The following is a 22,125-nucleotide window of genomic DNA, read 5'->3' as shown; positions in this document are numbered from 1 at the left end:
ACGCCGCCGACAGCCCGGCGGGGCCGCCGCCGACGATCACGACGTCGTATTCCATCGATTCGCGCGGGCCGTATTGCTCGATGAGGCTTGCGGGGGTCATTGGCGTTCCTCTAACCGTTAGAATGCTTTTATTCGGGAGCGTATTGTCTGCGAAACGAAATGCTTGCCGCAACAGCATGTGCGTAGATTAGCACGATCGTTCTATTTTTCGTGCTAGGGTTATGCTGCGTGGGACAGGGCGCCCGCGGCGGCGAAACGACATCGAAAGGGGATGTGCAATGGGTCGATCGATCAATCTGGAAGGCAAGGTCGCACTGGTCACGGGCGCATCGAGCGGCCTCGGGCAGCGCTTTGCACAGGTGCTGTCGCAGGCCGGCGCGAAGGTCGTGCTCGCGAGCCGCCGCGTCGAGCGCCTGAAGGAGTTGCGCGCGGAAATCGAGGCGGCGGGCGGTGCCGCGCACGTCGTGTCGCTCGACGTCACCGACGTGCAGAGCATCAAGGCGGCCATCGCGCACGCGGAAACGGAAGCCGGCACGATCGACATCCTCGTGAACAATTCGGGCGTCTCGACGATGCAGAAGCTCGTCGACGTGACGCCAGCCGATTTCGAGTTCGTGTTCGACACCAACACGCGCGGCGCGTTTTTCGTCGCGCAGGAAGTCGCGAAGCGGATGATCATGCGCGCGAACGGCAACGGCAAGCCGCCTTACCGGATCATCAACATTGCTTCGGTGGCCGGGCTGCGCGTGTTTCCGCAGATCGGGCTGTATGCGATGAGCAAGTCGGCGGTCGTGCAGATGACGCGCGCGATGGCGCTCGAATGGGGCCGCCACGGAATCAATGTCAACGCGATCTGTCCGGGTTACATCGATACCGAAATCAATCATTACCTGTGGGAAACCGAGCAGGGCCAGAAGCTGCAGTCGATGCTGCCGCGCCGGCGCGTCGGCAAGCCGCAGGATCTCGACGGGCTGTTGTTGCTGCTCGCGGCCGACGAGTCGCAGTTCATCAACGGCTCGATTATCTCCGCCGACGATGGCTTCGGCCTCGCCTGAGTGGATGACATTCAGCAACGAAGAAGACTGCAATGAGCGAATATTCCCCCGTATTTGAAATGTCGATGCCGATCCGCTGGGGCGACATGGATGCATTCGGCCACGTGAACAACACGGTCTATTTTCGCTACATGGAGCAGGCCCGGATCTCGTGGTTCGAGGAACTCGGCATCGCGGGCGGCAACGGCGAGGGGCAGGGGCCCGTGATCGTCACGGCGTCGATGGAGTTCCTGAAGCAACTGCACTATCCGGGTGACGTGATCGCGAGGATGTCGGCCGCGAAGCCCGGCCGCAGCAGCTTCGACACCGGTTTCGAGCTGACGCGCGCGGACGATCCGGAACATGTCTACGCGCGCGGCAACGCGCGCTGCGTGTGGGTCGACTACGCGCTCGGCAAGTCGGTGCCGCTGCCGCAACTGCTGCGCGATACGATCGAGCGCGCGCTCGCGGCGAAGGTCGGCTGAGCGCGGCGGCACCGAAGCCGGCGCTCGGGCGCCGGTGTGTCGCCATTTCCCGTTGAATTCCCGAATCGGCCGCTTCACGCGGCCGATTGTCATTCCAGGGGGCGTTTTACTGGCCGAGCAAGCGCTGCAGCAGTTCCGGCGTATTGTTCGTGCCGTACTTGCGCATCAACCGCGCCCGATAGATGTCGACCGTGCGCGAACTGATGTCGAGCACGCGCCCGATCTGCTTGCTGGTCTTGCCGGTCGCGAGCTGCGCGGCGATCTCGCGCTCGCGCGGCGTCAGCTCGACAGCGACGCGGCGCGTCGCGCTCAGGTCCTCGAACGTCCAGATGCCGGCCGCGAGCGGTGCGGTGCGGTCGAGTGCGCGCCCCGTCACGTGGCACCAGAACAGCTCGCCGTCGGCTCGTTTCATGATTCTGTCATCGGCGTAGGTGCCGTTCGCGATCATCACGCGCGAGATGCGCTCGCCGATGCGCTGGAATTCGTCCGGCGACGGATAGAGCACCTCGTACGACTTCCCGATCAGATCGGCCCGCGCACAGCGGAAGATCGACGCGAGCGCGGCGTTGCAGTCCTCGATCACGCGGTCGCGCGACATCACGAGGCCGAGCGGCGCGAGGTGAAAGGCAGTCTGGTAATCGAGAGCGGGCATGGCGCAGGCAAGCGGAGGCAAACGCTTATGTATTTTTGCGTATTGTGCCGCATCCGCGCCGCATCGTACCCTTTCAGGCATCTCGCGGCGCCTTGTCGCGATATAAAAACAGCGCGCTTCGACGCAGGTATCGCCGTGCATGCATAGAATGATGCGGCGGGCTTGCGGCCCAGTGGGCGCGTGAACCGGTTTTGCTGGTTTCCATAGAGGAAGGGACATACAGATGAACAAAGTCTATCCAAGCGCGGCGGCCGCGCTGGAAGGGATCGTCCGCGACGGACAGACCTTCGCGGTGGGCGGCTTCGGCCTGTGCGGGATTCCGGAGGCGTTGATCGCGGCGCTGCGCGATTCCGCCGTCAAGGGCATCACCTGCATCAGCAACAACGCGGGTGTCGACGGCTTCGGTCTCGGCCTGCTGCTGGAAACGCGCCAGATCAAGAAGATGATCTCGTCGTACGTCGGCGAGAACAAGGAGTTCGAGCGGCAGTACCTGGCCGGCGAACTCGAGCTCGAATTCACGCCGCAGGGCACGCTCGCCGAGAAGCTGCGCGCGGGCGGCGCCGGCATCCCGGCATTTTTCACGAACACCGGCTACGGCACCGTGATCGCGGAAGGCAAGGAAACACGCCAGTTCGGCGATCGCCACTACGTGCTCGAGCCGTCGCTGACGGCCGACGTCGCGCTTGTGAAGGCGTGGAAGGCCGACAAGTCCGGCAACCTGATCTATCGTCGCACCGCGCGCAACTTCAACCCGATGTGCGCGATGGCGGGCAAGATCACCGTGGCGGAAGTCGAGGAGATCGTCGAGAACGGCACGCTCGATCCGGACCAGGTCCATACGCCGGGGATCTTCGTGCAGCGCATCGTGCTGAACGCGACGCCCGAAAAACGCATCGAACAACGCGTCGTACGCGCGAAAGGAGACTGACATGGCCTGGAATCGTGACCAGATGGCCGCGCGCGCGGCGAAGGAACTGCAGGACGGCTTCTATGTGAACCTCGGCATCGGGCTGCCGACGCTCGTCGCGAACCACGTACCGGCGGGCGTCGAGGTGTGGCTGCAGTCGGAAAACGGCCTGCTCGGCATCGGCCCGTCGCCGACCGAGGACGAAGTCGACGCCGACCTGATCAACGCCGGCAAGCAGACCGTCACGACGCTGCCGGGTTCGTCGATCTTCTCGTCGGCCGATTCGTTCGCGATGATCCGCGGCGGCCACATCAACCTCGCGATCCTCGGCGCGATGCAGGTCAGCAAGACGGGCGACCTCGCGAACTGGATGATCCCGGGCAAGATGATCAAGGGGATGGGCGGCGCGATGGACCTCGTCGCGGGTGTGAAGCGCGTCGTCGTGCTGATGGAGCACGTCGCGAAGGGCGATCAGCACAAGATCCTCGACGAATGCAACCTGCCGCTGACGGGGGTTGGCGTGGTCGACCTGATCATCACCGATCTCGGCGTGATCGAAGTGACGCCGAATGGCCTGAAGGTGCTCGAGCTCGCCGACGGCGTGAGCGCCGACGAGATTCAGGCGAAAACGGGCGCGCCGCTCGATGTGAGCGCGGTCGTGTAAGCGCCGGCTTTCCGGCATGACGCTCAACGTCCCGCGTTCCCCTGTGGAACGCGGGGCGTTTTCTCATGGCCGCCTACGCTACGCGATTGCACCGCCGCCGTCGATCAGCACCGTCGAGCCGGTCGCGTAAGGCGTTGCCGCCAGATATACGATCGCATTCGCGACGTCCTCCGGCTGGCCCACGCGGCGTGCCGGAAGGCGCTGCGCGGCGCCCGCGTACATCGCATCGCGCGCATCGGGTGCGAGCTTGTCCCACAGCGGTGTCGCGATCAGGCCGGGTGACACGGTATTCACTCTCACGGGTGCCAGCTCGAGTGCAAGGCCGCGGGCGAGCGCCTCGAGCGCCGCGTTGATCGCGCCCTGCAGTACCGACGATGCGCTCGGCCGTACGCTGAGGAACCCCGACACGAACGTTAGCGAACCGCCGGGCGCGATATCGATCGAGCGTGCGACGCGGTATGCGCCCCAGAATTTGCTGTCCATCGCGGCTTGCGCGTCGGCAAGTGGCAGGGCGCGGACCGGGCCCGTCGCCGTCTTCGCGGCTGAAATCACGACGTGGTCGAACTGGCCGATGCGCGCGCAGAACGCATCGACGGCCGCCGTATCGGTGATTTCGAGCGCTTCGGTGCGGAGGTGCGCGCCCGGCGTGACATCTGCATTGATCCTGGCCGGGTCGCGCGATGCAATCGTGACGACAGCGCCACGTTGTGCGAATGCTTTCGCGGCGGCGGCACCGATGCCGGAACTGCCGCCGACGACGAGTACCTTCTTTCCGTGGAATGAATCGTTCATGGTGGTCCTTTCGAGGTGAAGAGGTGTGCGCAATCGAGTCAGATCGTTTCGGCTTCGCGCACCGTCGAGGGGCTGTGCAGGGCAAAGCGGGCAACGTCGTCCTTGCGCATTAAGGCTACGCCTGGATGCGATCGAGCTCTCCGTCAGCCGACGAGCCCGAGCTGACGCATCAGCGTCAGGTTGTCCTCGATGTGCCAGTTTTCCGCTATCGGGCCATGGTCGATCCGGTAGATGTCCGTCGCAATGAAGTCGATCGACTGTCCGCTTCCGGTCGTCCCATTGAACGTGCCGGTGAAATGTCCGCGAAAGTGCAGGTGCACGACGACACGGTCGCCCGCCACGATCATCTGTTCGATGTCGCAATGCAAGTCCGGGCTGGCTGCGCGCATCGTGCTGGACGCCGCGAGCGGTCCCGCTACACCTTGCTCACGGCCGGCCGGCAATGTCCGGTCGATGAAATCGGCCGCGAGCGCGGTGCGGGCGAGGGTCGCATCGCCGGTATTCCAGAACGTGCCGTAGCGACGCGCGGCGAGGATTTGATCACGTGCCTGCTTAGCCGGCACGTCGGCCGCGACGGTCAGGCTGTGCGGATCGAGAAGGTCGGCGGCGCGGGACGCTGCAGGCAACAGTGCAACGACGCAGGCCGCTGCAGCGATGACGTGGGTAATCGGGCGTGCAATCGAAAAAGGAAAGTGAATCGACATGGTGGCGGGTGTCCTGTGGATTGCGTCGTGAGGCGACGCGCTACAGGTATGGTAGGTTTCCATTTCGAGATTAAATACGGGCAAAAAGCGAATGGATTCTTCGACAAAAGGAAATGTCGACGCTGGACAGGTGCCGCGATGCTGATCGACGATCTCCCGGCGCTCGATACATTCGCCAGAATCGTGTCGGCCGGCAGCCTGTCCGCGGCGGCGCGCGAGCTTGACTTGTCGCTGTCCGTCGTCAGCAAGCGGCTGGCGCATCTCGAGTCGCAACTCGGCGTGCGTCTGCTGCACCGGACGACGCGGCAGCAGACGCTGACCGACGACGGTGCGCAGTTCCATGCGCAGGTGCTGCGCATCCTGGCCGAGGTCGATCGCGCCGAAACGCTGATGAGCGATCGTCGCGGCACGGTCAGCGGCGTGCTGCGCCTGACGGCGCCCGGCGAGCTCGGCCGGCTGCGGATTGCGCCGCTCGTCGCGGCGTTTCAACGGCAACATCCTGAGTTGACCGTGCAACTGATGCTGACCGACACGATCGTCGATCTGCTCGCGCACGACATCGACGTTGCCGTGCGGATCGGCAGCCTTGCCGATTCGACGATGATCGCGCGCGAACTGGCGCCGAATCATCGCGTGCTATGCGCGTCGTCGAGCTATCTCGCCGTGCAAGGGCTGCCGGCTCATCCGGCCGAACTTCGTGCACATCGATGCATCGTGATGGGCGACCAGCCTCGTACGGAGTGGCGGTTCGACGGTGCACAGGGGGCAGTGGCGGTCGAAGTGACGGCCGCACTGCTGACGAACGACGGCGGTGCGGCTCGTACGTTGGCATTGGAGGGCGCGGGAATTGCGCTGAAGTCGATCTGGGACGTCGGTGCCGATCTCGAGGCCGGCCGGCTCGTCCGTGTGCTGCCGACGTTCGCGGCGCCTGCGGCACCGCTTCATGCCGTATACCCCGGCGGCCGTCACGTGCCGCTGCGCGTGCGGACCTTCGTCGATTTCCTGCGCGACCAGTTGCGCGAGACGTGGCGCCGCAGTGCGTGAGCGGTTGCGAACGATGTAGCGGATGACTGCGGCCGCGTGACGGCCCGTCGTTGCGAAGCGGTTTACAATCGTTCGCATCGGGCGGCGCGAGGGTTGCCCGCCGCACCGCCCCCGTTCGACAGGATGCCAACGATGCCATCAACCTCAGCGAATCCTCCGGTTCCCCGTCAGCGACGTGTGCAGTGTGCGAGCGCCGCCGGCCTTCACCACGTCGCCTATACCGAATGGGGCGACCCCGCCAATCCGCGTGTGCTGGTCTGCGTGCACGGGCTGACCCGTTCGGGGCGCGACTTCGACCGGCTTGCCGCCGCGTTGTCCGATACGTATCGCGTCGTCTGCCCCGACGTCGTCGGGCGCGGGCGTTCCGACTGGCTCGCCGATCCGCGGCTTTACGCGATCCCGCAATATGTGGCCGACATGGTCACGCTGATCGCGCGGCTCGACGTCGAGTCGGTCGACTGGTTCGGCACGTCGATGGGCGGGCTGATCGGCATGGCGCTCGCGGGGCTGCCCGGCTCGCCGCTGCGCCGGATGATCGTCAACGACGTCGGCCCGCGCATCGAGCCCGATTCGCTGACGCGCATCGGCGAATACCTCGGCGTGCAGCCGTCTTTCGCGACCGAACAGGAGGGCATCGACTATCTGACGTCGCTGTCGCTGCCGTTCGGTGCGTTGACCGACGACGAATGGCGCGAGATCAATGGGCCGTTGCTGCGCAAGCTGCCCGACGGGCGCTGGACGATGCGCTACGATCCGCGCATCGCCGAGCCGTTCAAGGCGACGACGCCCGAGCTGGCCGCGCTCGGCGAGGCCGCGCTTTGGCATGCGATCGAGACCACCGATGCGTCGCTGCTCGTCGTGCGCGGCGAGCGTTCCGACCTGCTGTCGCGCGACACGGTGGCGGAGATGGTGCGTCGCGGCCGGCACGTGACGCAGGCCGAGATCCGGGACGCGGGTCATGCACCGCCGTTCATCGGCGTCGACCAGATTGCGCTCGCCCGCCGGTTTTTCGTCGAAGGCGGCGCATAAACGCGTCATAATATGCGGTTCGGCGGCACGCGGGCCGCGTCGTCGCCGATTCTCACCCACTCACACGACCGGAACATTCCATGGCAGTCATTCGTCACCACGTCGGAGCGCGTCTCTCCGAAACCGCGATCCACAACGGTACCGTGTATCTGGCCGGCCAGATCGCCGAAGACACCACCCAGGACATCAAGGGCCAGACGCGCGAAGTGCTCGGCCACATCGACCGCCTGCTCGCCGAAGCGAACAGCGACAAGGCTCATCTGCTGTCGGTGCAGATCTACATTTCGGATCTCGCGAACTTCGAAGGCATGAACGAGGAGTGGGACGCGTGGGTCGCGCAGGGCAACACGCCGCCGCGCGCGACCGTCGAGGCGAAGCTCGCGGATCCGGCGCTGCTCGTCGAGATCGTCGTCGTTGCCGCGCAACGGAGCTGAGCGAAGCAAAGTATTCCGATGACCGCGATACGCCTGGCCGTGCGATGACCGAGTCCGTTTCCGCTTCTTCCGTCACAGCGCCGTCGTTCGACGACGTGCTCGCGTTCGTGCGCGAGCGTGCCGGTGACGCGCGCCTGTCTTCGGGCGAACTGCTCGCCGATCACTCGGCGGGCACGGCGTCGATCATGCGCACGCTGAACGTCGACCCGCACGCAATGCAGGCGGCCGCGCTGTTCGTGCTCACACCGCACCTGAACGATCCCGAGCGGGAGCTGACCGAACGGTTCGGCGAAGAGGTCGCCCGGCTCGTATCCGACGTGCGCAAGCTGCTGCGGCTCGGCACCGTCAGCCTGCGCGCCGCGCAGAACATGATGCCCGATGCCGGGCGCGACGCCGCGCAAGAGCGGCGCACGCAGATCGAGGCGTTGCGCAAGATGCTGCTCGCGTTTGCGCAGGACATCCGCGTGGTGCTGATCCGGCTGGCGTCGCGGTTGCAGTCGCTACGTTACTACGCGGCGGCGAAGATCGATCCGCCTCCCGACGTCGCGCGCGAGACGCTCGAGATCTATGCGCCGCTCGCGAACCGTCTCGGTATCTGGCAACTGAAGTGGGAGCTCGAGGACCTCGCGTTCCGCTTCGAGGATCCGGTCACCTACAAGCGCATCGCCAAGCTGCTCGACGAAAAGCGCATCGAACGCGAGGCGTACGTCGCGCAGGCGATCGAGCGGCTGCAGCACGAGCTGGCGGAAGCGCACATCACGGCCGATGTGAGCGGGCGGCCGAAGCATATCTACAGCATCTGGCGCAAGATGCGCGGTAAGGAGCTCGACTTCTCCGAGCTGTACGACGTGCGCGCGTTCCGCGTGATCGTGCCGGACATCAAGGATTGCTACTCGGTGCTCGGCATCGTGCATCACCTGTGGCAGCCGGTGCCGAAGGAATTCGACGATTACATCTCGCGTCCGAAGCCGAACGGCTACAAGTCGCTGCATACGGTCGTGATCGGCGACGACGGCCGTGCGTTCGAAGTGCAGATCCGCACGCAGGAAATGCACCGTTTCGCCGAATACGGCGTCGCCGCGCACTGGCGCTACAAGGAAGCGGGAGCACGCGGCTACGGCGGCCAGTTTTCGGCGAGCGACAAGTACGACGAGAAGATCGCGTGGCTGCGCCAGCTGCTCGCGTGGAAGGACGACGTCGAAGATGGTGCCGAAGTGTCGGGCGACCAGGCGTGGGCGCAGTTGCGCGAGACGTCGCTCGACGACGACCACATCTACGTGCTGACGCCCCAGGCGCGCGTGATCGCGCTGCCGCAGGGCGCGACGCCGGTCGACTTCGCATACCACCTGCACAGCGAACTCGGCCACCGTTGCCGCGGTGCGCGTGTCGACGGTGCGATGGTGCCGCTGAACACGCCGCTCGCGAACGGTCAGACGGTCGAGATCGTCGCGGTGAAGGAGGGCGGGCCGTCACGCGATTGGCTGAACCCGCAGCTCGGCTACCTGAAGAGTCCGCGTGCGCGGCAGAAAGTGCGTGCGTGGTTCAACTCGATCGAGCAGGAAGAGAACATCGCGCATGGTCGCGCGCTCGTCGAAAAGACGTTGCAGCGCGAGGGCAAGACGTCGGTCAATCTCGACAACCTCGCCGCGAAGCTTGGCTTCAAGTCGCCAGAGGAACTGTTCTCGGTCGTCGGCAAGGAAGAATTCAGCCTGCGCAACGTCGAGCATGCGCTGTCCGACGCGCCGCCGCCCGAGCATGCGCCCGAGGCGCCTGCCGATTTCGAGAAGCGCAGCAGCGGGGCGAGTGTCGCGCACGGCGCGTCGACCGGCGTGCTGGTGGTTGGCGTCGATGCGTTGCTGACCCAGCTTGCGCGCTGCTGCCGTCCGGCGCCGCCCGACCCGATCAGCGGTTTCGTGACGCGCGGCAAGGGGATGTCGATTCACCGCAGCGACTGCCCGACGTTCCGGCGGATGGCCGAACGGGCGCCGGAGCGCGTGCTGCAGACAACGTGGTCGGCCGACGTGCTGGGCGGCCGTGGCGTGTCCGTCTATCCGGTCGACCTGATGATCGAGGCGAGCGACCGGCAAGGCTTGCTGCGCGATATCTCCGAAGTGTTCGCGCGCGAGAAGATGAACGTGGTGGGCGTGAAGACGCAGAGCCGCCGGAATGCGGCATTCATGCAGTTCACGGTGGAGGTGTCGAATTCCGCGCAGGTGCAGCGTGCGTGCACGCTGCTCGGCGAAGTGCCGGGCGTGGTGCGGGCGGGGCGCAAGGCGTGACGCCCCCGTAAGTGGGGTTGGGGCGCGATCATTTTGCTGCGGCCGCATAAAAACGCTTGCCAAGTGAACGATAGCCCCATATAATCTTGGCTTCTTTAGGCTCGTAGCTCAGCTGGTTAGAGCACCACCTTGACATGGTGGGGGTCGTTGGTTCGAGTCCAATCGAGCCTACCAACGAATTGAGAATGCCCGGTTTTCGGGTGTTTGATGCAGTAAATAACTCAACGCGAACAAGGCGAATACGGTTATGACACCGCGAACGTTGACCGAAACCTTTTCGGAGCGACGCTAGTCGAGGAACGTTTTCGCCCTTTCAGTTTGAGTGAAGTATCGAATGCGGCCCCTCGAAAGCGGGGCCGCATTTTTTTTGTCGCGAAATTTTCGCGCGTGACTTTGATATCGCGTGCTTGGTTTGCCGCCCACTGTCGGCATCACGGAGATTGCTATGGTTTCGATACGCTTGCCTGACGGCTCAGTTCGACAATACGAGCATCCGGTGACAGTTGCCGAGGTTGCGGCCTCGATCGGTCCCGGCCTTGCGAAGGCTGCGCTTGGTGGCAAGCTCGATGGCGAGCTGGTCGATACGTCCACGGTCATCGATCGCGATGCATCGCTCGCAATCGTCACGGACAAGGATGCCGACGGTCTCGACATCATCCGTCACTCGACCGCGCACTTGCTTGCCTACGCGGTGAAGGACCTGTATCCGGATGCGCAGGTGACGATCGGCCCGGTGATCGACAACGGCTTCTACTACGACTTCTCGTATAACCGCCCGTTTACGCCCGAAGATCTGGAAAAGATCGAAAAGCGCATGCAGGAACTCGCGAAGAAGGATGAGCCGGTGACGCGCCGCGTCGTGTCGCGCGACGAGGCGGCCGGTTATTTCCGCAGCCTCGGCGAGAAGTACAAGGCCGAGATCATCGAATCGATTCCGCAAAGCGACGAAATCAAGCTGTACTCGCACGGCGGCTTCACGGACCTCTGCCGTGGTCCGCACGTGCCGTCGACCGGCAAGCTGAAGGTCTTCAAGCTGATGAAGGTCGCTGGCGCGTACTGGCGCGGCGACTCGAAGAACGAGCAGCTGCAGCGCATCTACGGCACGGCCTGGACGAAGAAGGAAGACCAGGATCAATACCTGCACATGCTCGAGGAAGCGGAAAAGCGCGACCACCGCAAGCTCGGCAAGCAGCTCGACCTGTTCCACATGCAGGAAGAGTCGCCGGGCATGGTGTTCTGGCATCCGAAGGGCTGGGCGCTGTGGCAGCAGGTCGAGCAGTACATGCGCCGCCGCGTGAACGAAGCCGGCTACCTCGAGATCAAGACGCCGATGATCATGGACCGCTCGCTGTGGGAAGCGTCGGGTCACTGGCAGAACTACCGCGAGAACATGTTCACGACGGAGTCGGAGAAGCGCGACTACGCGATCAAGCCGATGAACTGCCCGGGTCACGTCCAGGTGTTCAAGCACGGCCTGCGCTCGTACCGCGACCTGCCGCTGCGTTACGCGGAATTCGGTTCGTGCCACCGCAACGAGGCATCGGGCGCGCTGCATGGCCTGATGCGCGTGCGTGGCTTTGTGCAGGACGATGCGCACATCTTCTGTACGGAAGACCAGTTCATCTCGGAATCGATCGCGTTCAACACGCTGGCGATGAGCGTGTACAAGGACTTCGGTTTCGATCACATCGACATCAAGCTGTCGCTGCGCCCGGACCAGCGTGCGGGCACGGACGAGACGTGGGATCGCGCCGAGCAGGGCCTGCGCGACGCGCTGACGGCCTGCGGCCTCACGTGGGAAGAACTGCCGGGTGAAGGCGCGTTCTATGGCCCGAAGATCGAGTACCACATCAAGGATGCGCTCGGCCGTTCGTGGCAGTGCGGCACGCTGCAGCTCGACATGGTGCTGCCGGAGCGCCTCGGTGCCGAGTATGTCGCGGATGACAGCAGCCGCCGCCGTCCGGTGATGTTGCACCGTGCGATCGTCGGTTCGATGGAGCGTTTCCTCGGCATTTTGATCGAGCACCACGCTGGTGCGATGCCGGCCTGGCTCGCGCCGTTCCAGGCAGTTGTGCTCAATATCGCCGAAAGTCAGGCCGAATATGCGCAATCTCTGGCCCAATCGTTGCAAAAACAAGGGGTTAGAGTGACGGCCGATTTGCGCAATGAGAAGATTAGCTATAAAATACGCGAGCACACGCTGGAAAAGGTGCCTTATCTCCTCGTCGTGGGGGATAAGGAGCGTGATGCGCAAACGGTAGCCGTGCGTGCCCGTGGCGGCGTCGATCTTGGCGTGATGCCGGTCGAAGCCTTCGTTGAGCGTCTGCAGGAAGACCTGCGCTCGTTCAAGTAACCGCCCTGGCAGCGCGGCTCGTTTTTTTAATTTTTAGAGGAAACGTAACATCGCTACTGATAAGTCGTCGCATCGCATCAACGGTGAAATCACTGCGCCGGAAGTGCGTCTGGTCGGGATCGAGAACGAACCGCTCGGTATCGTAAAACTCGCTGATGCTTTCCGTAAATCGGAAGAACTGGATGTTGACCTGGTGGAAATCGCGCCGCAAGCGGTTCCCCCGGTTTGCCGTCTGATGGATTACGGCAAGTTCAAGTACCAGGAATCGAAGAAGCAGCACGAAGCGAAGCTGAAGCAGAAGGTCATCCAGGTCAAGGAAGTCAAGTTCCGCCCGGGTACCGATGACGGGGATTACAACGTCAAGCTCCGCAATCTCGTGCGCTTCCTCGAAGAAGGCGACAAGACGAAGATCACGTTGCGTTTCCGCGGCCGCGAAATGGCTCACCAGGAAATCGGTATGCGGATGCTTGAGCGTCTGCGCACGGATCTCGAGGAAGTCGGCCAGGTCGAGCAGATGCCGAAGATGGAAGGGCGCCAGATGATCATGGTGCTTTCGCCGAAGAAAAAGAAGTAACGGGCCCGCGCGCATGCCGCGCAGGTTCGAAAGTGGTTCGGTGCGTCGCCCGGTCAGGGTGGCGCGCCAACAATGACGGCAACTGCGCAAGCGGTTTGCCGTACACAAGTGGACTGGGTTTCGAAGGGCGGGTCAAGGGCGCAAGCCAACCGCACACCCATCGCCATCAAATAAACTGGAGTTGTTCGTCATGCCTAAGATGAAGACCAAGAAGAGTGCTGCAAAGCGCTTCGTGGTGCGTCCGGGCGGTACCGTCAAGCGCGGTCAAGCCTTCAAGCGTCACATCCTGACCAAGAAAACCACGAAGAACAAGCGTCACCTGCGCGGCGCAACGGCAGTTCATGATTCCGATCTGAACTCCGTCCGCGCAATGCTGCCGTTCGCGTAACCCCTCAACTGATACTCCAAGGAGAGAAACATGCCTCGAGTCAAACGTGGGGTAACCGCACGGGCCCGCCACAAGAAGATCATCAACCTGGCCAAGGGTTATCGCGGCCGTCGCAATAACGTCTACCGCATCGCCAAGCAGGCGGTGATGCGCGCTGGTCAGTACGCGTACCGCGATCGCCGCAACAAGAAGCGTGTGTTCCGCGCACTGTGGATCACGCGTATCAACGCGGCAGTTCGCCAGCACGACATGACCTACAGCGTGTTCATCAACGGCCTGAAGAAGGCGTCGATCGAACTCGACCGTAAGGTCCTGGCCGACATGGCGGTGTTCGACAAGGCTGCTTTTGCTGCGATCGTCAAGCAGGTGAAAGCCGCCGTTGCAGCCTAATTGCGAAATTAGCACTGCGTGGTTAGTTGCAGCGACGTTCCGGTAGTCTCGGCCGCTGCAGCGAAAACGGGGCTCTTCCGAGCCCCTTTTTTGTTTGGATGGGCGATTTCGCTCGCCAAGACCGAATGACGTTGGAAATGATGGGATCTATGGATCTGGACCAGATTGTCGCCGACGCGCAGCAGTCCTTCGAACAGGCTGCCGACATCACCACGCTCGAAAACGAGAAAGCACGATTTCTCGGCAAGTCGGGTGCGCTGACCGAGTTGCTCAAGGGCCTCGGCAAGCTCGATCCCGAATCACGCAAGACCGAAGGCGCACGCATCAACGTCGCGAAGCAGCAGGTGGAAGCCGCGCTGACCGCACGCCGCCAGGCGCTCGCCGATGCGCTGCTGAACCAGCGCCTCGCCGCCGAGGCGATCGACGTCACGCTGCCGGGCCGCGGCGCCGGTGCAGGCAGTCTGCACCCCGTGATGCGCACGTGGGAGCGCGTCGAACAGATTTTCCGCTCGATCGGCTTCGACGTGGCCGACGGTCCCGAAATCGAGACCGACTGGTACAACTTCACGTCGTTGAACAGCCCGGAGAACCATCCGGCGCGTTCGATGCAGGACACCTTCTACGTCGAAGGCAAGGACGCCGACGGCCGCCAGCTGCTGCTGCGCACGCACACGAGCCCGATGCAGGTGCGTTACGCGCGCATGAACCGCCCGCCGATCAAGGTGATCGCACCGGGCCGCACGTATCGCGTCGACAGCGATGCGACCCACTCGCCTATGTTCAATCAGGTCGAGGGGCTGTGGATCGACGAGAACATCAGCTTCGCCGACCTCAAGGGCGTCTATACCGACTTCCTGAAGAAATTCTTCGAGCGCGACGACATCCTCGTGCGCTTCCGTCCGTCGTATTTCCCGTTCACGGAACCGTCGGCTGAGATCGACATGATGTTCGAGCACGGCAAGAACGCCGGCAAATGGCTCGAGATCTCGGGCTCGGGGCAGGTGCATCCGACCGTGATCCGCAACATGGGCCTCGATCCCGAGCGCTACATCGGCTTTGCGTTCGGCAGCGGCCTCGAGCGCCTGACGATGCTGCGCTACGGCGTGCAGGATCTCCGGCTGTTCTTCGAGAACGACCTGCGTTTCCTGCGCCAGTTCGCATAACGCACGCGCCGCGCCGACATGTGCCTGCGCACGCCCCGCCGGACGTTTCCGACGGGGGTCGGGCACCGATCTAACCTGTTTCGAACGTAGACATCCATGCAATTCCCTGAATCCTGGTTGAGAACCTTTGTCGACCCGCAGCTGACGACCGACGAACTGTCGCACGCGCTGACGATGGCGGGGCTCGAAGTCGAATCGCTGAGCAAGGCTGCGCCGCCGACGTCGAAGATCGTCGTCGGCCGCGTGCTCGAAGTCGTCAAGCATCCGGATGCGGACAAGCTCAATGTCTGCCAGGTCGACGCCGGCACCGGCGCGACGCTGAACCTCGTGTGCGGCGCACCGAACGTGGCGCCCGGCATCAAGGTGCCGGTCGCGCTGGTCGGCGCGGAACTGCCGCCGGCGGAAGAGGGCGGCAAGCCGTTCGCGATCAAGCTGTCGAAGTTGCGCGGCGTGGAGAGCCAGGGGATGCTGTGCTCGGCGCGTGAGCTGAAGTTGTCCGAGGACCACAGCGGCCTGCTGATCCTGCCGGAAGACACGCCGGTCGGCCAGGACATTCGCGACACGCTCAATCTCGACGACACGATCTTCGAAATCAAGCTGACGCCGAACAAGGCCGACTGCCTGTCGGTGTTCGGCATCGCGCGCGAGACGGCCGCGATCACCGGCGCGCCGCTGACGCCGGTCGACATCCGTCCGGTGCGCGTCGAACTCGATGAAACGCTGCCCGTGCGCATCACCGCCCCCGATCTGTGCGGCCGTTTCTCGGGTCGCGTGATCCGTGGCGTGAACGCGCATGCGAAGACGCCGCAATGGATGGTCGAGCGCCTCGAGCGTTCGGGCCAGCGCAGCGTGTCGGCGCTTGTCGACATCTCGAACTACGTGATGTTCGAGCTCGGCCGTCCGTCGCACGTGTTCGATCTGGACAAGATCCACGGCGGCATCGAGGTGCGCTGGGGCAAGCGCGGCGAGTCGCTGAAGCTGCTGAACGGCAACACGGTCGAACTCGATGAAACGGTCGGTGTGATTGCGGACGACCGTCAGGTCGAAAGCCTCGCGGGCATCATGGGCGGCGACAGCACGGCCGTCACGCTCGACACGACCAACATCTACCTGGAAGCCGCTTTCTGGTGGCCGGACAGCATCCGTGGCCGCGCGCGCAAGTACAACTTCTCGACCGATGCGGCCCATCGCTTCGAGCGCGGCGTCGACTACGCGACGACCGTCGAGCACGTCGAGCGCATCACGCAGCTGATTCTCGAGATCTGCGGCGGCAAGGCCGGCCCGGTCGACGACCAGGCGGTGAACCTGCCGCAGCGCGCGCCGGTGAAGATGCGTGTGTCGCGCGCGAACCGCATCATCGGCGTGAAGATCGACGCCGACGAGATCGCGAACATCTTCACGCGCCTGCGCCTGCCGTTCGAGCGTGACGACGACGCATTCCTGGTCACGCCGCCGCCGCACCGCTTCGACATCGAGATCGAGGAAGACCTGATCGAGGAAGTGGCGCGCATCTACGGCTTCGAGAAGATCCCGGCGCGTCCGCCGGTCGCAACGAGCGAGATGCGCGCGACCAACGAGACGCGACGTTCGATCCACGACATCCGTCACGCGCTCGCGGCGCGCGACTATGCCGAAACGGTCAACTTCAGCTTCGTCGATGCGGAATGGGAGCACGACTTCGCCGGCAACGACACCCCGATCCGCCTGCTGAACCCGATCGCGAGCCAGCTGTCGGTGATGCGTACGACGCTGTTCGGCAGCCTGATCTCGGTGCTGCGCCACAACCTGAACCGTCGCGCGGATCGCGTTCGCGTGTTCGAGACGGGCCGCGTATTCCTCGCCGATCCGTCGGTGAAGGCCGGCGAACTGACCGTCGAAGGCTACACGCAGCCGAAGCGTGTCGGCGCGCTCGCGTACGGCCCGGCGGTCGACGAACAGTGGGGTGTCGCGACCCGCGCAGTCGATTTCTTCGACGTGAAGGGCGATCTCGAGGCGCTGCTCGCGCCGGCCACCGCGCGCTTCGTGAAGGCCGAGCATCCGGCCCTCCATCCGGGCCGCAGCGCGCGCATCGAGGTCGATGGCCGCGCGGTCGGCTGGATCGGCGAGCTCCATCCGCGCCTGATGCAGAAGTACGAGCTGCCGCATGCGCCGGTGATGTTCGAAATCGACGCGGATGCGCTGATCGCACGTGCGCTGCCGGCACCGACCGACGTGTCGAAATTCCCGCCGGTGCGGCGCGATATCGCGGTCGTGGTCGATCAGGCGGTCGAGGTTCAGGCGCTTTTCGACGAAATGAAGAAGGCGTTGGCCGAAGACGCGTGCCGATTCGTTCAGAAGGTTGTACTCTTCGACGAATTTCGTGCAAAATCAAATACTTCCGGTGGTCTCGCAGCGCACGAGAAGAGCCTTGCCTTCCGCGTGACGCTGCAGGACGCGGCTGGCACGCTACAGGACGAGGTCGTCGATCAGGCGATCCGGACGCTGGTCGAGCGGATGGCTCGTGCGGGTGCCCGCCTGCGCGGCTAAGGAGACGGGCCGCCCCCTCGCGGGCGGCTCTTCCCCATCGTAAGTTTTGGTTTAACGCGCTGTATGGCAGATATGAACGACATGACCTCGAGTGAATTCGAAGCCCTCCTGACGGCGCAACGCAGTGCCATGAACCGCGACGCTTCCGCGCCGGCGTCCCCCGAGACGCCGACGCTGACGAAAGCGGAACTGGCAGAGCTGCTGTTCGACAGCGTCGGGCTGAACAAGCGTGAAGCGAAGGACATGGTCGAGGCGTTTTTCGAAGTGATCCGCGACGCGCTCGAAAACGGCGAAAGCGTCAAGCTGTCGGGGTTCGGCAACTTCCAGCTGCGCGACAAGCCGCAGCGTCCGGGCCGCAATCCGAAGACGGGCGAGGCGATTCCGATCGCGGCCCGCCGGGTGGTAACCTTCCACGCGAGCCAGAAGCTGAAGGCGCTGGTCGAAAACGGCGCGGAGTAACGCCCGCGCGCTGACGTCTCCGCGCGGCCGCCGCGCACCCTTTACCGACGGTTAACCGACGATGACCACTACGGTTGAAAAAGTCGTCTTGCCTCCGATTCCCGCGAAGCGCTACTTCACGATCGGTGAAGTCAGCGAATTGTGCGGGGTCAAGCCGCATGTGCTGCGTTACTGGGAACAGGAATTCACTCAGCTTCGGCCGGTGAAGCGGCGCGGCAATCGTCGGTATTACCAGCATCACGAAGTGCTGCTGATCCGGCGGATTCGCGAGTTGCTGTACGAACAGGGTTTCACGATCAACGGGGCACGCAACCGGCTCGATTCACCGAGCGGCGAGCGCGCTGCTGCCGGCGCACCGGTCGAGCCCGACGTGGTGGCAGCCGATGCGCGTGCATCGGGCAAGCCGGGGGCAACGGTCGACGTGATCGCGCTGCGGCAGGCACTCCTCGACGTGATCGACGGACTTAAGCACGACTGAGCACAACGCTCGGATCGATATGAAGCCCGGTGTGCGAAGTGCCACCGGGCTTTTTTCATGCACGCGGGCCCGCCCGGATCAGCGCGACGCGAGCGGATTTGGCTTGCCCATGTCGACGACCAGCGTGCCATCCGGCAGCATCCGCACCGAGCCTTGCGCGACCTGGCTGCGGTAGCCGTACAGGTCGAAGCGCATCGGGCCTGCCTCGGCCGAGTTCCGGATCAGCGCGCGCACGTTCAGCTCCAGCACGTTGAACATCTTCATGTCCCCGCCTTCCATCCACATGTAGCTCGGTGCGTCGATCTGCGGCCGCTTCGGCGCGGGGGCGTCGGCAACCCGCCGGAACGTCAGGCGTAGTCCGTCGCGTTCGACGGTGGCCTGGCCGAGCTTGCCGTTCAGCACGGGAGGCGGAAAGACGGTGTACTGGTCGAGCACGAGCGTGTCGCCGCGCAGTTCCGCGCCGCGGCGCTGCAGCGGCGTCAGCGACGCGAGCTCGATGCCGAGCGAGCGCAGCAGCTTCGCCTGCGGGATGCCGAGCACCGACACCTGCGACGGACGGAACGCGAGGTGCCGGTCGTCGAGCACCGAAAGCGAGCCCTTCATGTCGGTCGGAAGCCACACGCCGGGCACGTGATTCCAGAGCTTGATGCCGCCCTGGACGCGCAGGTCCTGGCCATCCGCACTCAACTGCAGGTCGTTCAGCGAGCGCGGCGAGTAGTCGAGCAGGTAGTTGTTGAAAAGCGCCGACATCGCCTTCCACGATTCGACGACCGTCCCGCCGAGAATGCGGATGTCGTACTGGTTCGGATCGTCGAGGTCGACCGGTTCGCCCGGCCGTTTCGCGATGAGCTGGACGTCGAGATCCTCGACGTGGAAGCCGATGTCGCCGGACAGGTTGAAGTCGACATTGTGCAGATGGATCGTCGGATTGCGGTTCGACACGTGCCGTTCGTTGAACGGGATGGCCGACGAGCGCCGCATCGCAACTTTCTGCATGCCGGGCTGCGTCGCGCCGGCCGCGAGTGCAAACGCTTCCCAGTGCTGGCGCGAGTCGTGCAACGCAGTCTGCTGCGCGGCGAGGAAGCTGTCGTTCAGGCGAGCAGCCGTGTTGCCGAGCGCGGCACCGCTGGCGGGGCCCGCGTACGACGGCATCCGGATCGCCATCGCGCCGCTTTCGTCGAAATTGAAATAGCCGGCCGATACCTGGTCGCGATAGTGATACAGGTCGAACACGAAATTCTGGTCACGCTTCGTCGGATCGACGGGGCTGATCAGGATGTCCGCGTTCATCGGCATCGAGCGCATGAACTTCACGTCGCCGCCGCGGATGTACATCGCCTGTTGCGGCGCGTTCGCGGGCAGCGCGAAGCCGGCGTGCGAGCCGTCGTCGAGCTTCAGGTCGAGGCCGGCCGGCGTCACGCGCAGCGCGGTGATCCGGATCTTCAGCCGCGGCGGCGGCATCAGCTTGTCGACCGACATCACGAGGTCGTCGCCGGCGAGCCGTGCGATCGGAGTCTCGATCTTCAACAGATCGGCCATCTTCACGTTGGCCGCACGCATCACCGGCTGCGCGTTGATGCCCGACACGCGCACGCCGGTCGGGTGGAATACGAGCTGGCTGCCGTCGCGAATCGTGAGCGTGCCGGTCAGCGAGAACGGCACCCAGCCGTCGCGCTGCATCTCGCCCTGCAGATGGATCACGCCGTCGCCTGCCGATACGGCGAGGTTGCGCAGCGGCGCGTTGCGGTAACCGAAGATGTACGTGTTGAAGAGGGCGGTCAGCTTCGCGTTGTCGAGCGTGACCGTGCCTTCGTGCACGTCGATCTCGAAACTCGTCGGATCGTCGAACACGATCGGTGCGCCGGCCTGCGTCGGCACGAGTGTCGCGGACAGTTGATGGATGAAGAAGCCAAGGTTGTTGACGATACGGAAATCGACATCGCGCAGGAATGTCATCGCACCGTTCTGGCCCGAGTCGCGCAGCGTAAACGGGCGCGGCTGCGTGAGGCTGAGCGACGCGAGCGACGGCACCGTGCGGGCGATCTGCTGTTCGCGGGCGAGGCGTTCGGCCTTGGTGCGCTCGATCTTCGTCGACGAGACCGACGCGTTTCCGTCGCGCTGCGCGCCCGGTTCCGCGCAGCCGGCGCAGAGCAGCGCGAGCGCAAGCGCGCCGCAGCCGAGCGCACGAGAGGTGCCAAGTGAAACCGACGCGGCTGCGCGTCGCGGGCCGCTCATCCAGTCGAAAAATGCCAAAGGCGTGCGATGGCCGCGCCGGACCGCATTCCGCATCGTCTGTCTCCATGTCTTGTCGTGCTCGACGAGGGCGCGCGGCCGATGCGCGGCGCGGACGTCGATGCCGTGCAGTGTGGCATAGCGTGCTAGAGCGGCGTAACCAAACAGCGGGCGGCCGGGCAGGACCGGCCGGCGCGCGACGGGACAATGGATTCGCGGCGGCGGGGCGGAAAAATCAAACGCTCGTTTGGTTTTGCGGCCGAAGCGGGCGGCGCGCGTTGCGCCGGATCGGCAAACCCGGCGTCGGCGTTGGCTGACGCGAGGTACATGCCGGATGAAGGCGGTGTCCGATCCGGGGTGCAGGCGGCGGGCGGGGGTGACGGACGCGCCAGCGCTATTGCCGCCTGCCTGCGGACCGATCAGACCAGCATGCTCTGCCGGATTGCATTCTGCGTCGTCTGATCCAACTGCAGACCATTATCGATGTACGACGCCATCGAGCCGTATGACGCGACGACCTGATCGAATGCCGCCTGCATATAGGCGGCTTGCGCGCCCTGCAGCGCGGCCATCATGTCGGCTGCATCCTGCCCGCCGCTCTTGCGCGCCTGTGCGACATAAGCGGCGATTTCCGACGCGCTGTAGATGTTGGTCAGCAGATAGTCGGCGAGGATCGTCTGCCGCGGGACACCGAGAATCGTGTGCAGAATGGCCGTCGCCCAGCCGGTGCGATCCTTGCCGGCCGTGCAGTGGAAGACCAGGTTGCCGCCGGACGCGGCAAAGCCGGCAAATAGCGTGTGGAAGCTCGCCCGTGCCGTTTCCGACGTCACGAACGCCCGATACATGCTCTGCATGAAGGCCGTGGCAGTCGCGCCATCGGTCGGAAGCGGACCAATACCGGCGACGCCGAGCACGTTGAGGTTCTGCCAGGTGGCGCCGGCCAATGGCACATCCGGCTGCGCGTGGATCTCCGCGGTCGTGCGCAGGTCGCACACGTGCCGGATGCCGAGCGTATCGACCGTTGCGAGGTCGGCCGCGGACAGCGCGAGCGCGGACGACCGGTAGATCATGCCTTTCTTCATCGCTGAACCACTCGCGGTGGCATAGCCCGTTCCGTCCGGTCCCCCGGTGTCGCGAAAGTTCGCTGCCGAAGCGAGCCTGGGCGTCGTGACGGGAGCGACCGCGATCGAGTCGCCGCCGCACGCGGACAGAAGAGACGCGTCTCCCAGCATGATGCCGATCGTGCCGGCACCCAGCCGGAGAAAGTGTCGACGGGACATGTCGTTTTTCTGAGTCATTCACTGGCCTTTGTCTGAGACGGTGACGGGACGTCGCGACCGCCGTTGCGATCGAAACAGCCGCCGGCGTGTCGCGCAGCGCGGCAAAGCGCAGATGTGCGATATCGATCGGCATGCAGTCGGACGATGTGCCGTGCGCGTTGATCTCGCGCCGGGCAAGCGCACGGTAGCGATCCGCGACGAATCGGCCATCGTCCTTTTCGATTAAGGCGCGACACAGGTTGCCCGTGCGAATCGCGC

General features: G+C 64.4%; 21 protein-coding genes, 1 tRNA gene and 1 pseudogene. 17 read left to right on the top strand and 6 right to left on the bottom strand.

Translation table 11 applies throughout. From position 1 onward, the window contains the following. Window positions 1–278: 278 nt before the first annotated feature. Window positions 279–1,055, top strand: coding sequence for an SDR family oxidoreductase (locus WS75_RS25630; RefSeq protein ID WP_059467666.1), 777 nt, complete (start codon window positions 279–281; stop codon window positions 1,053–1,055). A 32-nt stretch (window positions 1,056–1,087) separates the two neighbouring features. Continuing rightward, window positions 1,088–1,519, top strand: coding sequence for an acyl-CoA thioesterase (locus WS75_RS25625; protein WP_059608589.1), 432 nt, complete (start codon window positions 1,088–1,090; stop codon window positions 1,517–1,519). Window positions 1,520–1,625: 106 nt separating this feature from the next. Here the strand turns inward: WS75_RS25625 and WS75_RS25620 are convergent, their stop codons facing one another. Then, the gene (locus WS75_RS25620) at window positions 1,626–2,171 is read right to left on the bottom strand and encodes a LuxR C-terminal-related transcriptional regulator (RefSeq protein ID WP_059684516.1); all 546 of its coding nucleotides are present in this window, start codon (window positions 2,169–2,171) and stop codon (window positions 1,626–1,628) included. 223 nt (window positions 2,172–2,394) lie between these two features. Here WS75_RS25620 and WS75_RS25615 point away from each other — a divergent pair, with 223 nt between their 5' ends. Together WS75_RS25615 and WS75_RS25610 are read left to right on the top strand one after the other, a co-directional pair. Continuing rightward, window positions 2,395–3,099: a CoA transferase subunit A gene (locus tag WS75_RS25615; RefSeq protein WP_012363722.1), complete on the top strand. Its 705-nt coding sequence runs from the start codon at window positions 2,395–2,397 to the stop codon at window positions 3,097–3,099. Window position 3,100: 1 nt separating this feature from the next. After that, complete coding sequence (locus WS75_RS25610; RefSeq protein ID WP_059684514.1) at window positions 3,101–3,742, top strand: CoA transferase subunit B; 642 nt, start codon at window positions 3,101–3,103, stop codon at window positions 3,740–3,742. A 78-nt stretch (window positions 3,743–3,820) separates the two neighbouring features. On the opposite strand, the gene WS75_RS25605 is transcribed toward WS75_RS25610, so the two are convergent. The 3 genes and pseudogenes from WS75_RS25605 to WS75_RS25600 form a co-directional block, all read right to left on the bottom strand. Further along, on the bottom strand, window positions 3,821–4,534 hold the full coding sequence (locus tag WS75_RS25605; RefSeq protein ID WP_059684513.1) for an SDR family oxidoreductase: 714 nt from the start codon (window positions 4,532–4,534) through the stop codon (window positions 3,821–3,823). Window positions 4,535–4,572: 38 nt separating this feature from the next. Next, a pseudogene (locus WS75_RS34755) lies at window positions 4,573–4,677 on the bottom strand (polysaccharide deacetylase family protein); the annotation flags it as partial. Beyond that, the gene (locus WS75_RS25600; protein ID WP_059684512.1) at window positions 4,678–5,238 is read right to left on the bottom strand and encodes an ester cyclase; all 561 of its coding nucleotides are present in this window, start codon (window positions 5,236–5,238) and stop codon (window positions 4,678–4,680) included. A gap of 138 nt (window positions 5,239–5,376) precedes the next feature. Here WS75_RS25600 and WS75_RS25595 point away from each other — a divergent pair, with 138 nt between their 5' ends. From WS75_RS25595 to WS75_RS25535, 13 genes are all read left to right on the top strand, one after another. Then, entirely contained in the window at window positions 5,377–6,282 is a 906-nt protein-coding gene (locus WS75_RS25595; protein WP_059684511.1) for a LysR family transcriptional regulator, read from the top strand. 132 nt (window positions 6,283–6,414) lie between these two features. Then, complete coding sequence (locus tag WS75_RS25590; RefSeq protein WP_059684510.1) at window positions 6,415–7,311, top strand: alpha/beta fold hydrolase; 897 nt, start codon at window positions 6,415–6,417, stop codon at window positions 7,309–7,311. Between the two features lie 80 nt (window positions 7,312–7,391). Beyond that, the gene (locus WS75_RS25585; RefSeq protein ID WP_059684509.1) at window positions 7,392–7,745 is read left to right on the top strand and encodes a RidA family protein; all 354 of its coding nucleotides are present in this window, start codon (window positions 7,392–7,394) and stop codon (window positions 7,743–7,745) included. A 44-nt stretch (window positions 7,746–7,789) separates the two neighbouring features. Continuing rightward, window positions 7,790–10,024 carry a RelA/SpoT family protein gene (locus WS75_RS25580; protein ID WP_059684505.1) on the top strand — a complete coding sequence of 745 codons (2,235 nt, stop codon included), beginning with the start codon at window positions 7,790–7,792 and terminating at the stop codon, window positions 10,022–10,024. A 97-nt stretch (window positions 10,025–10,121) separates the two neighbouring features. Beyond that, window positions 10,122–10,198 (top strand) — tRNA-Val (locus WS75_RS25575). Window positions 10,199–10,469: 271 nt separating this feature from the next. Beyond that, window positions 10,470–12,377, top strand: a complete 1,908-nt coding sequence (gene thrS, locus WS75_RS25570) for a threonine--tRNA ligase (RefSeq protein WP_059608581.1) — start codon at window positions 10,470–10,472, stop codon at window positions 12,375–12,377. Window positions 12,378–12,426: 49 nt separating this feature from the next. Continuing rightward, window positions 12,427–12,951, top strand: a complete 525-nt coding sequence (infC, locus tag WS75_RS25565) for a translation initiation factor IF-3 (protein WP_071734130.1) — start codon at window positions 12,427–12,429, stop codon at window positions 12,949–12,951. 190 nt (window positions 12,952–13,141) lie between these two features. Further along, window positions 13,142–13,339 (top strand): 50S ribosomal protein L35, encoded by a 198-nt coding sequence (gene rpmI / locus WS75_RS25560; RefSeq protein WP_004191477.1) that lies wholly within the window; start codon window positions 13,142–13,144, stop codon window positions 13,337–13,339. A 30-nt stretch (window positions 13,340–13,369) separates the two neighbouring features. Next, window positions 13,370–13,729 (top strand): 50S ribosomal protein L20, encoded by a 360-nt coding sequence (gene rplT, locus WS75_RS25555; RefSeq protein WP_004192938.1) that lies wholly within the window; start codon window positions 13,370–13,372, stop codon window positions 13,727–13,729. A gap of 149 nt (window positions 13,730–13,878) precedes the next feature. Beyond that, a complete protein-coding gene (gene pheS, locus WS75_RS25550; RefSeq protein ID WP_059608580.1) occupies window positions 13,879–14,892 on the top strand; it encodes a phenylalanine--tRNA ligase subunit alpha in 1,014 nt (337 codons plus the stop codon). A gap of 96 nt (window positions 14,893–14,988) precedes the next feature. After that, window positions 14,989–17,418, top strand: coding sequence for a phenylalanine--tRNA ligase subunit beta (pheT, locus tag WS75_RS25545; RefSeq protein ID WP_059684501.1), 2,430 nt, complete (start codon window positions 14,989–14,991; stop codon window positions 17,416–17,418). A 72-nt stretch (window positions 17,419–17,490) separates the two neighbouring features. After that, the gene (locus WS75_RS25540) at window positions 17,491–17,877 is read left to right on the top strand and encodes an integration host factor subunit alpha (RefSeq protein ID WP_034190156.1); all 387 of its coding nucleotides are present in this window, start codon (window positions 17,491–17,493) and stop codon (window positions 17,875–17,877) included. A 61-nt stretch (window positions 17,878–17,938) separates the two neighbouring features. Continuing rightward, a complete protein-coding gene (locus WS75_RS25535) occupies window positions 17,939–18,355 on the top strand; it encodes a MerR family transcriptional regulator (protein WP_059684500.1) in 417 nt (138 codons plus the stop codon). Between the two features lie 78 nt (window positions 18,356–18,433). On the opposite strand, the gene WS75_RS25530 is transcribed toward WS75_RS25535, so the two are convergent. Further along, on the bottom strand, window positions 18,434–20,644 hold the full coding sequence (locus tag WS75_RS25530) for a hypothetical protein (protein ID WP_059684499.1): 2,211 nt from the start codon (window positions 20,642–20,644) through the stop codon (window positions 18,434–18,436). Between the two features lie 362 nt (window positions 20,645–21,006). Continuing rightward, window positions 21,007–21,819, bottom strand: a complete 813-nt coding sequence (locus tag WS75_RS25525) for a tyrosine-protein phosphatase (protein WP_257129452.1) — start codon at window positions 21,817–21,819, stop codon at window positions 21,007–21,009. Window positions 21,820–22,125 lie beyond the last annotated feature (306 nt).

The sequence above is a fragment of the Burkholderia sp. FL-7-2-10-S1-D7 genome (assembly GCF_001524185.1).
GTDB lineage: Bacteria > Pseudomonadota > Gammaproteobacteria > Burkholderiales > Burkholderiaceae > Burkholderia > Burkholderia diffusa.
Note: the sequence above shows the minus strand (reverse complement) of the source record. Positions and strands in the feature narration are given on the sequence as shown.